The sequence below is a fragment of the Streptomyces sp. TS71-3 genome, assembly GCF_018327685.1.
GTDB lineage: Bacteria > Actinomycetota > Actinomycetes > Streptomycetales > Streptomycetaceae > Streptomyces.
In genome coordinates this window covers 579559-593511 of record NZ_BNEL01000001.1, presented here as the reverse complement: position 1 = coordinate 593511, position 13953 = coordinate 579559, and the positions used below count along the sequence as shown (strand labels likewise).

Genomic DNA, 13953 nt, shown 5'->3' with positions numbered 1-13953 from the left:
TTACCTCCCGCCGGTGGCCGCCGCCGGGGCGGCGGACACGCGGCGGGAGGGCCCGTCAGACCTCTTCGACGCTGCTCGGCTCGCGCCGGGACAGGTCGATACCGAGCTCTTCCGCGGCACGGAAGACGTCCTCGTCCGTGTCACGCATCTCGATGGACATGCCGTCGGACGACAGCACCTCCACGTTCAGGCACAGGGACTGCATCTCCTTGATGAGCACCTTGAAGGACTCGGGGATGCCGGGCTCGGGGATGTTCTCGCCCTTGACGATGGCCTCGTAGACCTTCACGCGGCCGGTCACGTCGTCGGACTTGATGGTCAGCAGTTCCTGGAGGGCGTAGGCGGCGCCGTACGCCTCCAGCGCCCACACCTCCATCTCGCCGAACCGCTGGCCGCCGAACTGAGCCTTACCACCCAGCGGCTGCTGGGTGATCATCGAGTACGGACCGGTCGAACGGGCGTGCAGCTTGTCGTCGACCAGGTGGTGCAGCTTGAGGATGTACATGTACCCGACCGAGATCGGGTCCGGGAACGGCTCGCCGGAGCGGCCGTCGAACAGCCGGGCCTTGCCGGACGGCAGGACCATGCGGTTGCCGTCGCGGTTCGGCAGGGTGTTCTCCAGCAGGCCGGCCAGCTCGTCCTCGCGGGCGCCGTCGAAGACGGGGGTGGCGACGTTGGTCCGGGTCTCGACGCGGTCGGCGCCGATGCCCTGGAGCCGCCGCGCCCACTCGTCGCCCAGGCCGGAGACGTCCCAGCCCTGGCTGGCGAGCCAGCCGAGGTGGATCTCCAGGACCTGGCCCGGGTTCATCCGGGACGGCACGCCGAGCGGGTTGAGGATGATGTCGACCGGGGTGCCGTCCTCCATGAACGGCATGTCCTCGATCGGCAGGATCTTCGAGATGACGCCCTTGTTGCCGTGGCGGCCGGCGAGCTTGTCACCGTCGGTGATCTTCCGCTTCTGCGCGACGTAGACGCGCACCAGCTGGTTCACACCGGGCGGCAGCTCGTCGCCCTCCTCGCGGTCGAAGACGCGCACGCCGATGACCTTGCCGGTCTCGCCGTGCGGCACCTTCAGCGAGGTGTCACGGACCTCACGGGCCTTCTCACCGAAGATCGCGCGCAGCAGCCGCTCCTCCGGGGTCAGCTCGGTCTCGCCCTTCGGCGTGACCTTGCCGACCAGGATGTCGCCGGCGATGACCTCGGCGCCGATGCGGATGATGCCGCGCTCGTCGAGGTCGGCCAGGACCTCCTCGGAGACGTTCGGGATGTCCCGGGTGATCTCCTCGGGGCCGAGCTTGGTGTCACGGGCGTCGACCTCGTGCTCCTCGATGTGGATCGAGGAGAGGACGTCGTCCTGGACGAGGCGCTGCGACAGGATGATCGCGTCCTCGTAGTTGTGGCCCTCCCACGGCATGAACGCGACCAGCAGGTTCTTGCCGAGCGCCATCTCGCCCTTCTCGGTGGCCGGGCCGTCGGCCAGCACCTGGCCGACGATGACCCGGTCGCCCTCGGACACGACGACCTTCTGGTTGACCGAGGTGCCCTGGTTGGAGCGGGAGAACTTGGCGAGCCGGTAGGTGGTGTAGGTGCCGTCGTCGTTGCCGACGGTGATGTAGTCGGCCGAGACCTCCTGGATCACACCGTCCTTCTCGGCCTTGACGACGTCGCCGGCGTCGGTGGCGCAGCGGTACTCCATGCCGGTGCCGACCAGCGGGGCCTCGGACCTGATGAGCGGCACGGCCTGGCGCATCATGTTGGCGCCCATGAGCGCGCGGTTGGCGTCGTCGTGCTCCAGGAAGGGGATCATGGCCGTCGCGACCGACACCATCTGGCGCGGCGAGACGTCCATGTAGTCCACGTCGTCACCCGCGACGTAGTCGACCTCGCCGCCACGCCGGCGGACCAGCACGCGCGCCTCGGCGAAGTGCAGGTCGTCGGTGAGCGGCGCGTTCGCCTGGGCGATGACGAAGCGGTCCTCCTCGTCGGCCGTGAGGTAGTCGACCTGGTCGGTGACCTGGCCGTTCGTGACCCTGCGGTACGGCGTCTCGATGAAGCCGAACGCGTTGACCCGGCCGTACGAGGCCAGCGAGCCGATCAGGCCGATGTTCGGGCCTTCCGGGGTCTCGATCGGGCACATGCGGCCGTAGTGCGACGGGTGCACGTCGCGGACCTCGAAGCCGGCCCGCTCACGGGAGAGACCACCCGGGCCGAGCGCGTTCAGACGCCGCTTGTGCGTCAGGCCCGACAGCGGGTTGTTCTGGTCCATGAACTGGGACAGCTGGCTGGTGCCGAAGAACTCCTTGATGGAGGCGACGACCGGCCGGATGTTGATCAGGGTCTGCGGGGTGATCGCCTCGACGTCCTGAGTGGTCATGCGCTCGCGCACGACGCGCTCCATACGGGCGAGACCCGTGCGGACCTGGTTCTGGATCAGCTCGCCGACGTTGCGGATACGGCGGTTGCCGAAGTGGTCGATGTCGTCCGTCTCGACCATGATCGAGCGACCGGACTCGCCCATCGTCTCGGTCTCGCCGGCGTGCAGCTTCACCAGGTACTTGATGGTGGCGATGATGTCGTTGGTGGTGAGCACGCCGGCGTCCAGCGGCTCGTCCGCACCGAGCTTCTTGTTGACCTTGTAGCGGCCGACCTTGGCGAGGTCGTAGCGCTTGTGGTTGAAGTAGAGGTTGTCCAGCAGGGTCTGGGCGGCCTCCTTGGTCGGCGGCTCGCCCGGGCGCAGCTTGCGGTAGATGTCGAGCAGCGCGTCGTCCTGGCCCTGGGTGTGGTCCTTCTCCAGGGTGGCGCGCATGGACTCGTAGTCGCCGAACTCCTCGAGGATCTGGTCCGTCGTCCAGCCGAGCGCCTTCAGCAGGACGGTGACCGACTGCTTGCGCTTGCGGTCGATGCGGACACCGACCATGTCGCGCTTGTCGATCTCCATCTCCAGCCAGGCACCCCGGGACGGGATGATCTTCGCGGAGAAGATGTCCTTGTCGGAGGTCTTGTCGATGGAGGAGTCGAAGTAGACACCCGGCGAGCGGACCAGCTGCGACACCACGACACGCTCGGTGCCGTTGATGACGAAGGTGCCCTTGTTGGTCATCAGGGGGAAGTCGCCCATGAAGACCGTCTGGGACTTGATCTCACCGGTTTCGTTGTTCGTGAACTCGGCCGTGACGAAGAGGGGCGCGGCGTAGGTGAAGTCGCGCTCCTTGCACTCGTCGATGGAGTTCTTCGGCGGCTCGAAGCGGTGGTCGCGGAAGGTCAGGGACATCGACCCGGAGAAGTCCTCGATCGGGGAGATCTCCTCGAAGATCTCCTCCAGACCTGACTTGGTGGGGACGTCCTGTCCGCTGTCCAGAGCCGCCTCGACACGAGCCTTCCACGCCTCGTTGCCGAGCAGCCAGTCGAAGCTCTCGGTCTGCAGGGCGAGAAGGTTCGGAACCTCAAGGGGCTCCTTGATCTTTGCAAAGGAGATGCGCAGCGGGGAGGTGCTTGCGCCGTTGTTCGTATTCGCGGTCGAGGCAGTGCGCGAGGCGGCCAAGAGGGGGTCCTTCCGAGGGCTCGGACTCACTACGCGCGTACCGGTCCCAGCCGGACACGGGGACGAAAAGCCCAGGTCAGGGCCGTGTGGTCCGTAATGCCAAGCAAGGGCAGACTCCTGGTGACGGGCAGGAGACAGCTAACAGGCAGCGCAAAGGGTCAGTGTAGCCACATGGCCCACTGATGTCCAGTGCGGGATTCTCGGGAGCCCGAACACCCTCGCTGTTCTCATCACCTTCGGTAAGTCACGCCCTCGTGCGCATATCGATGCTTCCCTCTCCGCCACCGATCCATGCCTCGGATTCCCGGATCGTTGTGACGACGCGTCCTGAGAATTGCGCGCTGCGTGCGGTTCGTCAAGGGCCCACTGCCCAAACCTGGTGCTGCGCTCGTCACTGCCCTGCTGCTGCGGGCGTCACCGACCTGCCGTCTCCGTGGGCCGGAGCCCGTCACCGGAGCGAATCCGTCACCGGAGGTCAACGAAGATCACCATACCCGCCGCCACCGGCCGCGCAAGGCGGCCGTCTGGGCCGGCCGGTGAACGCCGTAGGGCGACCACCCGACTGGATGATCGCCCTACGGTGTGTCCGCGTTACAGCCGGGCCGGCGTACCGGCCCCACTGTGATCCTTACTTGACCTCGACGGAGGCGCCGGCGCCCTTGAGGGACTCGGCGGCCTTGTCGGCGGCGTCCTTGGCGACCTTCTCCAGGACGGGCTTCGGGGCGCCGTCCACGAGGTCCTTGGCCTCCTTCAGACCCAGCGAGGTCAGCTCGCGCACGACCTTGATGACCTGGATCTTCTTCTCTCCGGCGCCGGTGAGGATGACGTCGAACTCGTCCTTCTCCTCCTCGGCCGGGGCAGCGGCGCCCGGGGCACCCGGGGCGGCCACGACGGCGGCGGGGGCGGCGGCGGTGACGTCGAACTTCTCCTCGAACGCCTTCACGAACCCGGAGAGTTCGAGGAGGGTCATCTCCTCGAACTGGGCCAGCAGGTCGTCCTGGGTGAGCTTCGCCATGATGGCGGTCCTTCCACTAATGCGGCTGGTGCCGTTCGGTCGGCGAGCGCCGGGTGCTCGGCGTGCGCCGGATGTACTGGTCGGGCGGGCGCCCGGTGCGGGGTGGGCGGTCGGTCCGGTGGCCGGGCCCGAGGGCCGGGGGCCTCCGGTTGGCCCGGGTGCCTCCCGTTGGCCGGGGGCCTCCGGTGGCCGGGTGGCCTCCGGTGATCCGGGGCGAGCTCCTGTGGAGCCTGGAGGGGCTCCTTCGGGGCTCTGCCGGGGCCGGGCCGGTGGGCCGTGGCTCCGGTGGCTCCGGTGGCTCCGGTAGGCCGGGTGGCTGCCGTGTCCCGCGGACGTGCGGCCCGCTGTGACCGCCTTGCGGCGGTCAGGGTGCGAGCCGGGTTACTCGGCACCGTCCTGCTCGTCCCGCTTGGCGCGCAGCGCCTCCGCGGTCCGGGCGAACTTGGCGGGCAGGGCCTGGAAGAGCGCGGCAGCCTGGGACTGCTTGCCCTTCATGGCACCGGCCAGCTTGGACAGCAGGACCTCGCGGGACTCGAGGTCCGCGAGCTGCTTGATCTCGTCTGCGGACAGGCCCTTGCCGTCAAGGACGCCGCCCTTGATGACGAGTGCGGGGTTGTCCTTGGCGAAGTCGCGCAGACCCTTCGCCGCCTCGACCGGGTCACCGGTGACGAAGGCGACTGCCGTCGAGCCATTGAGGTGCTCGTCCAGCTCGACGCCGGCCTGCTTGGCCGCGATCTTGGTCAGCGTGTTCTTCACCACACGGTACTGAGCGTTCTCGCCGAGAGAACGGCGGAGCTCCTTGAGCTGCGCCACGGTCAGTCCGGTGTACGAGGTGACCACGGCCGCGTTGGAGTTGCGCAGCTTGCCCGCGATCTCCTCGACGGCTGCGACCTTGTCGGACGTCGCCATGAGCCTCGGCCTCCTTCCGGGGTGATGATCCTCCGGCTGGCCTCACGGACAGCCGTGTGTCGCCGGGGACCGCCGGGGTCGGGCACTCGGGGAAGGTCGTCGTGTGCGCACCGTCTCGGGCGACGGGGGCTGCCGGTCGCCGTCTGGTGACGGTGACCGGCTCTCGGCTTCGGGGCCCTGCGGCCCTCGGCCTGGCGCACTACAGACGAAACGCCCCGGCGCAGGCGCACGGGGCGTGAGCTCGACCGGGTACGGTCATGAGGGACCGTTCGGGAGCACTTCCACTGTCACCTGCGCGGGTCGCCCGCCCTGCGGCGGATCCTTCGGCCACCGCACTCCCCTGCGGGCGCGCGGCGACTACCAGCGGTCTTTGGCTTCCGTTGGAGAGTACGGGAGCGGGTGCGCTGCGCGCAAATCCGGCGGGGTGGGGCGGGTCGGATGTTGTGGGCGGGGCGGGTGTGGTTGGGCCTGGCGTCTGCGGGTTCGTTGTGGTTCTTCGCGCAGTTCCCCGCGCCCCTTGTGGGGCGGTCTGTTGCGTGGGGTGCGGTGCTGTGGCCTGTGCGGGTTCGCTTGGGCCGGGGCGCCTTCTGGTGCGTTGTGGGTGCGGGGCCGCGGGGGGATGTACGTGCCCGGTCCGGCGCCCTTCGGTCGGATGAAAGGTGCCCTGGGCCTGGCGCCGGCCTCCCCCAGTGCCTTAATGGCCTGGGAGGTACCCCCAGCGCGCACATCCCCCCACGTCCCCTCCCGTCTTGTACGCGACTGCGGCCCGGTGGCCCATCAGGGGGCCTGGCGGGGTACGCCTTCACCCCGCCTGCTACCTCTGTGGGCAGGCGTTCCGCAGGGCGGAACGGGTGGGCACAGCCCACGGCGTGCGGCGACCGGGACGGCTCCGGGTAAGCGCTGATCCCACCCACCCGGGATGGGGAAAGGGCCATCCGCCCGGGGCAAGGGGTGCCCCCGGAACGGGTTCGGGCCCCGCACCGGAGTGTGGGGCCCGAAAAGGGGTGGCTGCGGGGGTCAGACCGCTGCCGGGTCCTCCTCGGTGAGGAGGTTGCGCGTGCGGTTGGGGTCGATCGGGATACCGGGACCCATCGTCGTGGAGAGAGCGGCCTTCTTGATGTACCGCCCCTTCGCCGCAGACGGCTTCAGCCGGATGATCTCCTCCAGCGCCGCCCCGTAGTTCTCCACCAGCTTGTCGTCCTCGAACGACGTCTTGCCGATGATGAAGTGCAGGTTCGAGTGCTTGTCGACGCGGAACTCGATCTTGCCGCCCTTGATGTCGGTGACGGCCTTGGCGACGTCCGGGGTCACGGTGCCGGTCTTGGGGTTCGGCATCAGGCCACGGGGGCCGAGGACACGGCCGAGGCGGCCGACCTTGCCCATCAGGTCGGGCGTGGCGACGACGGCGTCGAAGTCCAGGCGGCCCTTCGACACCTCGTCGATCAGTTCGTCGGAGCCGACGATGTCGGCGCCCGCGGCTTCCGCGGCCGCGGCACGGTCACCGGTCGCGAAGACCAGGACCCGGGCGGTCTTGCCGGTGCCGTGCGGGAGGTTCACGGTGCCACGGACCATCTGGTCGGCCTTGCGCGGGTCGACACCCAGGCGGAAGGCGACCTCGACGGTGCCGTCGAACTTGGTCGTGGAGGTCTCCTTGGCGAGGCGGACGGCCTCGAGCGGGGCGTAGAGCTTCTCCCGGTCGATCCTGGCGTCCGCAGCGCGGAGGGACTTGCTGCGCTTGCTCACGTGCTGCTCCTGTGGGTTGGTGCACCGGGTGGGGGTACCTCCCAGGCCTTCAAGGCACTGGGGGAGGCTGCCGCCGCCGGTGCGAGGAGTCGTGGTCCGGGCCGAGCAGGCCCTTCCACGGTCTGGCTGCACGGTCCTGCCGTCGTGGACGGTCAGGCCGTGATCGTGCGGGAGGGTCAGCCCTCGACCGTGATGCCCATGGAGCGGGCGGTACCGGCGATGATCTTCGACGCCTGGTCCAGGTCGTTGGCGTTGAGGTCGGGCATCTTGGTCTGGGCGATCTCGCGGACCTGCGCGTTGGTGATCTTCGCGACCTTGGTCTTGTGCGGCTCGCCGGAGCCCTTCTCGACGCCCGCGGCCTTGAGGATCATCCTGGAGGCGGGCGGGGTCTTGGTGATGAAGGTGAAGGAGCGGTCCTCGTAGACCGTGATCTCCACCGGGATCACCCAGCCGCGCTGCGACTCGGTCGCGGCGTTGTAGGCCTTGCAGAACTCCATGATGTTCACACCGTGCTGACCCAGCGCGGGGCCGACCGGCGGGGCCGGGTTCGCGGCACCGGCCTGGATCTGGAGCTTGATCAGCCCTGTGACCTTCTTCTTCTTCGGAGGCATTGCTCTCTTCCGGGTCCTAGTGAGAGTGACGAGCCTCCGTCCCGGATCATCCGGATGGAGGCATACCGCACAACGATAACGGTAAGTCGCACGTGACAAGAAACCAGCAGGTCGGACCGGCGGTGGGCCGATCCGACCTGCTGGGGCGTTCAGCGGCCCCCGCGGGCCGCGGGTGGCGGGCTCAGCAGCGCTTGCTGCTGTACGCGAAGGTCGGGGCGGGGTCGCCGGGCAGGCGCAGGGAGCCCACGCCGGCGGTGCAGACGTCCACGGTGTTCGCGGCGCCCGACCAGAACTCCTGCTGGTGCGTGGCCTTCCAGGACAGCTGGCCGGCGACGGTGTCCTTGGCGTAGTTGTAGACGCCGATGCTGGTGTCGTAGGCGCTGTACTTGTTGCGGAAGCTGTCCCAGACCCACAGGTAGCCGTAGTTGACGTTGCAGCTCGGGGAGTAGAACTGCTTCACCGAGGCGACGTGGGCGCCGGCCCGGTCGATGTAGGCGGTGGTGCCGATCTGGTAGGCGTCCGAGCACACCGCGGCGGCCTTGGCGGCCGCGCTGCGCGGGTTGCCCTGCTCCGACGGAGCCGTCGACGTGGCGGCGGCCCGCTGCTGCTTGGCCGGGGCGGGCGCCGGTCCGCTGCCTGCCATGGCGGTGGCCGCGGGAAGCATGACCAGGGCACAGGTCGCCGCGGTGATGACGGTCTTGCGAGCACGCATGGATGTCCCCCCAATGGGTCCGGTTCAGCTCTTCTTCGAGGTCTGGAGCCGTGTCCGTAACGCACATACCGTGTGATGAACGCAAAAGAGCATGAACCATTGCGTATGCCATCGTCCCTGTGCGTTTCGGTCATCAAGTGAGACCCGTGGGTGCGCCGGATGGTTGCGGTCGCGCCGGGCTTCTTTTCGGGTGTGGGGGAGCGGCAGGGGGCGCATGCCTCTCGACTGCGCTCCGCACGTTCCTCAGTCCCTTACGGAGTCGCCGGTGCGCCTCACCGGGCGGCCGGGACGGCGGACCCGCCCGGCACGGTCGGCAGGCGGCGGGGCTCGGGCCGCAGCGCCCAGGACAGGACGGTCAGCCCGGCGAGGGGGATCAGGAAGCCGAGTTCGGCGAGCTCGTAGCCGACGGTGAGGTGGGAGACGATCGCCCCGGTGTCGGTGAAGATCACGCCCGCGTAGGCCCACTCCTTGAGGAGCGGGAGGCGGGGCGCGAGCAGCGCGAGTGCGCCGAGCACCTTCCAGACCCCCAGCAGGACGAGGAAGTACGCCGGGTAGCCCAGGTGCTCGACGACGTCGCGCACCTGCGAGATCCGCAGCACGTCCCAGATCCCGCCGACGGCGAGTTCGGCGGTGACGAGTGCGGTGGCGGTCCAGTAGGCGGCGCTTCTGGCGGTGACGGCACGGGTGCCGGTGATGGTGGTCATGGCGGTTGCCTCCCTGGTGGGTCCGTCGGTCACCGCTATGACGGAGCCCGCCCGGGGACTGTGACCTGGCCGCCACCGCTGGGGGGGCGGGGGTCCGGCCGGGCGGTGCGGGAGGCACGGGCGACTCGGCGGCCCAGGGCCGGTCCCGGGCCCCGGTATCGGCACTCCCACGGGACACGTGAAACGCCCCCGCCCGCGGTGCGATGCAACCGCCGGCAGGGGCGCCGTCAGCCCAGCTGGGCCAGGAGCTAGTTCTTCTGGATCTGGTCGAAGCTCAGCTCGACCGGAGTCTCACGGCCGAAGATCTCGACGAGGCCCTTGACCTTCTTGGAGTCCGGGTTGATCTCGTTGATCGTGGCCTGGAGGGTGGCGAACGGGCCGTCGGTGACGGTGACCGAGTCGCCGACCTCGAAGTCCAGCACCTGGACCTCGACCTTGCGCTGCGGGATCGGCTTGCCTTCGGCCTCGGCCGCCTCGCGGGCCGCCTTCTCCTCGGCCTCCGGGGCGAGCATCTTGACGATCTCGTCCAGCGTCAGCGGGTACGGGTCGTAGGCGTTGCCGACGAAGCCCGTGACACCCGGGGTGTTCCGGACGACGCCCCAGGACTCGTTCGTCAGGTCCATGCGGACCAGGACGTAGCCCGGGAGCTTGTTCTGCCGGATGGTCTTGCGGTCGCCGTTCTTGATCTGGACGACCTCTTCCTGGGGCACCTCGGCCTGGAAGATGTAGTCCTCGACGTTCAGGGAGACCGCGCGCTGCTCGAGGTTGGTCTTCACGCGGTTCTCGTAGCCCGCGTAGGTGTGGATCACGTACCACTCGCCGGGCAGGATGCGCAGCTCGTCACGGAGCGCTGCGACCGGGTCGACCACCTCGGTCTCCTGCTCCTCCGCGGCCTCGTCCTCCGCGGCCTCGGCGACGGCCTCGGCCTCCCCCTCGACGTGCACGGCAGCCTCTTCGGCGGCCTCGCCCGCAGCGGCATCGGCGGCCTCGGCCTGGTCCCCGCCCTCCGTCTGGTCCGGGTCTGCCGCCTCCACGATGTCGAGCTCGTCCTCGGCGGACTCGGAGCTCGCGCTCGCGGACTGCGCGGCGTCGTTCAGATTCGGGTCGGACACGGTTGCTGCTTCTTCCTCGGATACATAGGGGTGGAACATGCGAAAAGGACGCCGATCAGGGCGTCTTTCGCTCTCGGCTCAGCCGAAGACGTACTTGGCGACGTGATCGAGCCCATAGTCAATCACGGTCACGATGGCGATCATGATGACAACGAACACAATCACCACGGTGGTGTATGTCGTGAGCTGATGGCGAGTGGGCCAGACGACCTTCCGGAGCTCGGCGATCACCTGGCGGTAGAAAAGCCCGAGCCGGCCCAGAGGGCCCCGCTTCCCACGCTTACCACCCTTACGGGTCTTCTTGGGCTCCTGTACCTCTTCGTCCTGAGCATCAGGCATGTCGATGGAGCCCACGGCGTCCGCCACTCTTCCTCACCTGATCCCGGGTCGTGGCCGTGCCGCGCCCGGTAGAGCCGCACGGCGATGCTTCTGCGGTACGTACTTGCCCACACACCCCAGGCGGGATGTGCCTAGCAGGGCCGGAGGGACTCGAACCCGCAACCGCTGGTTTTGGAGACCAGTGCTCTACCAATTGAGCTACGACCCTTTGTACTGATGCCCCCCAACCTACCGCATCCGCCCGGGTGCACCGGGTGCAGTTGACGGACTGCGTCGAGAGCCAACGACAGGTGAGTGTACGTGGTCGATGGGCCGACGTCGAACAGAAAGCCAGAGACGGCCGAGGGTGAGCGCCCCCCGCTGGTGCCCCGAAGACCGCCGGAGGGACGGCGGAAGGTCGCCGGTGCGCGGCCCTGCCCGGGTATGCGCTTCATGAAACCCGTGTGCCCTGGACGTTTCAGGTCTGGAACGATGGGGCGCATGAGCGCTGCAACCCCTTCCCCTGAGTCAGCCGGACGCCGGGTCTCCGCCCGGGTCGGATCGATCACAGAGTCAGCGACCCTCGCCGTCGACGCCAAGGCCAAGGCCCTCAAGGCCGCCGGGCGCCCGGTGATCGGCTTCGGAGCCGGCGAGCCCGACTTCCCGACCCCCGACTACATCGTCGACGCGGCCGTCGAGGCATGCAGGAACCCGAAGTACCACCGCTACACCCCGGCCGGCGGGCTCCCCGAGCTCAAGGCCGCCATCGTGGAGAAGACACGGCGCGACTCCGGCTACGAGGTGGACGCGTCGCAGGTGCTGATCACCAACGGCGGCAAGCAGGCCATCTACGAGGCGTTCGCCGCGATCCTGGACCCGGGCGACGAGGTCATCGTCCCGGCGCCGTACTGGACGACCTACCCGGAGTCCATCCGGCTCGCCGGCGGTGTGCCGGTGGAGGTCGTCGCGGACGAGTCCACGGGCTACCGTGTCTCGGTGGAGCAGCTGGAGGCCGCCCGCACGGAGCGCACGAAGGTGGTGCTCTTCGTCTCGCCGTCCAACCCGACCGGCGCCGTGTACGGCAGGGCCGAGACCGAGGCGATCGGCCGCTGGGCCGTCGAGCACGGCCTGTGGGTGCTCACCGACGAGATCTACGAGCACCTGGTCTACGGCGACGCGACCGCCACGTCGCTGCCGGTCGCCGTGCCGGAGCTGCGGGACAAGTGCATCGTCGTGAACGGCGTGGCGAAGACGTACGCCATGACCGGCTGGCGGGTGGGCTGGCTCATCGGCCCCAAGGACGTCGTCAAGGCCGCCACCAACATGCAGTCGCACGCCACCTCCAATGTGGCGAACGTCTCCCAGGCCGCCGCCCTGGCCGCCGTCTCCGGCGACCTGTCGGCCGTCGCGGCCATGGGGGAAGCCTTCGACCGGCGCCGCAGGACCATCGTGCGGATGCTGAACGAGATCGACGGCGTGGTCTGCCCCGAGCCCGAGGGCGCCTTCTACGTGTACCCCTCGGTGAAGGGCCTGCTCGGCAAGGACATCCGCGGCAAGCGCCCCGCGAACACCGTCGAGCTCGCCGCGGTCATCCTGGAGGAGGCCGAGGTCGCGATCGTGCCGGGTGAGGCGTTCGGCACACCCGGATACCTGCGCCTGTCCTACGCGCTCGGCGACGAGGACCTGGTGGAGGGCGTCTCCCGACTCCAGAAGCTGCTGGCCGAGGCCAAGGACTGACGCGCCGACGCGCGGGGGTGCCGGGTCCGCCGCCTGCCGGCGGTCCGAGACGTCCGAGGGTGCCCCCTCAGGACGCCGGCGACGTGCCGGTATCACTTCGGCTGGTCGCGCAGTTCCCCGCGCCCCTTCGGGGCACGAGGGCTGGCCGCGCCCCTCAAGGGGCGCGGGGAACTGCGCGAGCAACCGGCCGAGACAGACGATCCGGACACGACCGAAACCCACCGCCCCGGTCGGTAAAGCCCCGGAGGGCGCAGGGGGGTGGGCGCCCCCAAGAGCGGCGCGCGTCACCGCTCCGCCCGCCCCCGCACAGGCGTTGACGCGGCGCCATGACGCCGCCCCCTCATTCGTCCGGGCAAGGACCGAACAGGCATTCCGGTTACCACCTCCGGCTCCCGATACGGCAAGATCCTTGAATGGAGCGAGGAGTACGTGACGTAAGCGAGCTGCCCAAGGCCCATCTGCACCTGCACTTCACCGGGTCTATGCGGCCCGCCACGCTGCTGGAGCTCGCCGACAAATACGGAGTCCGCCTGCCGGACGCGCTCACGGCCGGGGAGCCGCCGAAGCTGCGCGCCACCGACGAGCGCGGCTGGTTCCGCTTCCAGCGCCTCTACGACGCCGCGCGGGCCTGCCTGAGAGAGCCGGACGACATCCGGCGGCTGGTGCGCGAGGCTGCCGAGGAGGACCTGCGGGACGGCAGCGGGTGGCTGGAGATCCAGGTGGACCCCACCTCGTACGCACCCCGGCTGGGCGGGCTGACCCCCGCGATGGAGATCATCCTGGACGCCGTGGAGACCGCCTCGCGTGACACGGGGCTCGGCATGCGTGTACTGATCGCCGCGAACCGCATGAAGCACCCCCTGGACGCCCGCACCCTCGCGCGGCTCGCGGTGCGCTTCGCCGACCGCGGCGTCGTCGGCTTCGGGCTCTCCAACGACGAGCGGCGCGGCATGGCCAGGGACTTCGACCGGGCCTTCGCCATCGCACGGGAGGGCGGGCTGCTCTCGGTGCCGCACGGCGGCGAGCTGACGGGACCCGAGTCGGTGCGCGACTGCCTGGACGACCTCAGGGCCGCCCGGATCGGCCACGGCGTGCGGGCCGCGGAGGACCCGGCGCTCGTCCGGCTGCTCGCCGAGCGGGGGGTCACCTGCGAGGTCTGCCCGACGTCCAACGTCGCCCTGGGGGTGTACGAGAAGCCGGAGGACGTCCCGCTGCGCCAGTTGTACGACGCCGGGGTCCCGCTGGCGCTGGGCGCCGACGACCCGCTGCTGTTCGGGTCCCGGCTGGCCGCCCAGTACGAGATCGCACGGCGGTACCACGGCTTCAGTGACGCGGACCTGGCCGAGCTGGCGCGGCAGTCCATCCAGGCCTCGGCAGCCCCCGGCGACGTGCGCGAGAAGCTGCTCGCGGGCGTGGACGCCTGGCTGTCCGACTGACACCTCCAGGCGGTCCCCGACGCCGCTAGGCCATGTCCGGCGGATCTTCGTGTGCTTGCGACTCCCCCACTGCCTGAAGGGCGTGGGAGGTGCCCCCAGCACCGCACCTCGCCGC

At 69.4% G+C, this 13953-nt stretch carries 11 protein-coding genes and 1 tRNA gene; 2 read left to right on the top strand and 10 right to left on the bottom strand.

Annotation, left to right across the window (positions count from 1 at the left end; all coding sequences use genetic code 11):
- Positions 1 to 55: 55 nt before the first annotated feature.
- The 10 genes from rpoB to Sm713_RS02540 all read right to left on the bottom strand — a co-directional run bounded on the left by rpoB (position 56) and on the right by Sm713_RS02540 (position 10894).
- The gene (gene rpoB / locus Sm713_RS02585) at positions 56 to 3541 is read right to left on the bottom strand and encodes a DNA-directed RNA polymerase subunit beta (RefSeq protein ID WP_212908077.1); all 3486 of its coding nucleotides are present in this window, start codon (positions 3539 to 3541) and stop codon (positions 56 to 58) included.
- A 628-nt stretch (positions 3542 to 4169) separates the two neighbouring features.
- The gene (gene rplL, locus Sm713_RS02580) at positions 4170 to 4556 is read right to left on the bottom strand and encodes a 50S ribosomal protein L7/L12 (protein ID WP_212908076.1); all 387 of its coding nucleotides are present in this window, start codon (positions 4554 to 4556) and stop codon (positions 4170 to 4172) included.
- A 381-nt stretch (positions 4557 to 4937) separates the two neighbouring features.
- The gene (gene rplJ, locus Sm713_RS02575; protein WP_212908075.1) at positions 4938 to 5465 is read right to left on the bottom strand and encodes a 50S ribosomal protein L10; all 528 of its coding nucleotides are present in this window, start codon (positions 5463 to 5465) and stop codon (positions 4938 to 4940) included.
- Positions 5466 to 6482: 1017 nt separating this feature from the next.
- Positions 6483 to 7208: a 50S ribosomal protein L1 gene (gene rplA / locus Sm713_RS02570; protein ID WP_212908074.1), complete on the bottom strand. Its 726-nt coding sequence runs from the start codon at positions 7206 to 7208 to the stop codon at positions 6483 to 6485.
- A gap of 176 nt (positions 7209 to 7384) precedes the next feature.
- Entirely contained in the window at positions 7385 to 7819 is a 435-nt protein-coding gene (gene rplK / locus Sm713_RS02565) for a 50S ribosomal protein L11 (RefSeq protein ID WP_212908073.1), read from the bottom strand.
- Between the two features lie 181 nt (positions 7820 to 8000).
- The gene (locus tag Sm713_RS02560) at positions 8001 to 8531 is read right to left on the bottom strand and encodes a hypothetical protein (RefSeq protein ID WP_212908072.1); all 531 of its coding nucleotides are present in this window, start codon (positions 8529 to 8531) and stop codon (positions 8001 to 8003) included.
- Positions 8532 to 8803: 272 nt separating this feature from the next.
- A complete protein-coding gene (locus Sm713_RS02555; protein WP_212908071.1) occupies positions 8804 to 9235 on the bottom strand; it encodes a DoxX family protein in 432 nt (143 codons plus the stop codon).
- 248 nt (positions 9236 to 9483) lie between these two features.
- Entirely contained in the window at positions 9484 to 10347 is an 864-nt protein-coding gene (nusG, locus tag Sm713_RS02550; protein WP_212908070.1) for a transcription termination/antitermination protein NusG, read from the bottom strand.
- A 78-nt stretch (positions 10348 to 10425) separates the two neighbouring features.
- Positions 10426 to 10713 carry a preprotein translocase subunit SecE gene (gene secE, locus Sm713_RS02545; protein WP_212908069.1) on the bottom strand — a complete coding sequence of 96 codons (288 nt, stop codon included), beginning with the start codon at positions 10711 to 10713 and terminating at the stop codon, positions 10426 to 10428.
- Positions 10714 to 10821: 108 nt separating this feature from the next.
- A tRNA-Trp gene (locus Sm713_RS02540) sits at positions 10822 to 10894 on the bottom strand.
- A gap of 272 nt (positions 10895 to 11166) precedes the next feature.
- Here Sm713_RS02540 and Sm713_RS02535 point away from each other — a divergent pair.
- Together Sm713_RS02535 and Sm713_RS02530 are read left to right on the top strand one after the other, a co-directional pair.
- A complete protein-coding gene (locus tag Sm713_RS02535) occupies positions 11167 to 12402 on the top strand; it encodes a pyridoxal phosphate-dependent aminotransferase (protein WP_212908068.1) in 1236 nt (411 codons plus the stop codon).
- Between the two features lie 413 nt (positions 12403 to 12815).
- Positions 12816 to 13838: an adenosine deaminase gene (locus Sm713_RS02530; RefSeq protein WP_212908067.1), complete on the top strand. Its 1023-nt coding sequence runs from the start codon at positions 12816 to 12818 to the stop codon at positions 13836 to 13838.
- The last annotated feature ends 115 nt before the right edge of the window (positions 13839 to 13953 follow it).

Coding starts and splice junctions, on each gene's coding strand:
- rplL (WP_212908076.1), bottom strand. CDS start 4,556: ATGGCGAAGCTCACCCAGGACGACCTGCTGGCCCAGTTCGAGGAGATG.
- rplJ (WP_212908075.1), bottom strand. CDS start 5,465: ATGGCGACGTCCGACAAGGTCGCAGCCGTCGAGGAGATCGCGGGCAAG.
- rplK (WP_212908073.1), bottom strand. CDS start 7,819: ATGCCTCCGAAGAAGAAGAAGGTCACAGGGCTGATCAAGCTCCAGATC.
- Sm713_RS02560 (WP_212908072.1), bottom strand. CDS start 8,531: ATGCGTGCTCGCAAGACCGTCATCACCGCGGCGACCTGTGCCCTGGTC.
- Sm713_RS02555 (WP_212908071.1), bottom strand. CDS start 9,235: ATGACCACCATCACCGGCACCCGTGCCGTCACCGCCAGAAGCGCCGCC.
- Sm713_RS02535 (WP_212908068.1), top strand. CDS start 11,167: ATGAGCGCTGCAACCCCTTCCCCTGAGTCAGCCGGACGCCGGGTCTCC.
- Sm713_RS02530 (WP_212908067.1), top strand. CDS start 12,816: ATGGAGCGAGGAGTACGTGACGTAAGCGAGCTGCCCAAGGCCCATCTG.